Consider the following 287-nt stretch of genomic DNA (forward strand, 5'->3'; position numbering starts at 1 on the left):
CGAACTCAAAATCTTCATCACATTTATGAAGACCAAAAATATCTGGATTGATGAAATAACAATCTTTTTTTGTCCCCTTCGCTACAATTTTATTCTTTTCTAATTCTTTGATACCTTCTTTAAAACTTTCAAAATTAAGATATTCTGGTTCTTGAATTGAAAGATCGCAAGTCAAAAATTCCTCAAGAATATCATGATCTAATATTATCTGATCAAACCATAAATCCACATCATCCCCCTCATCTAACATTTTCCCTATCTGCCACAACATCACAAAAAATGCTTTC

General features: G+C 30.7%; 1 pseudogene. It reads right to left on the reverse strand.

The annotated features are described in order from the left end of the window. Window positions 1-229, reverse strand: a pseudogene (locus ACFILW_RS10745) (replication protein); the annotation flags it as partial. Between the last annotated feature and the right edge of the window lie 58 nt (window positions 230-287).

Source organism: Bartonella sp. TT110JLCBS, assembly GCF_042193405.1.
In the GTDB taxonomy this organism is placed as follows: domain Bacteria; phylum Pseudomonadota; class Alphaproteobacteria; order Rhizobiales; family Rhizobiaceae; genus Bartonella.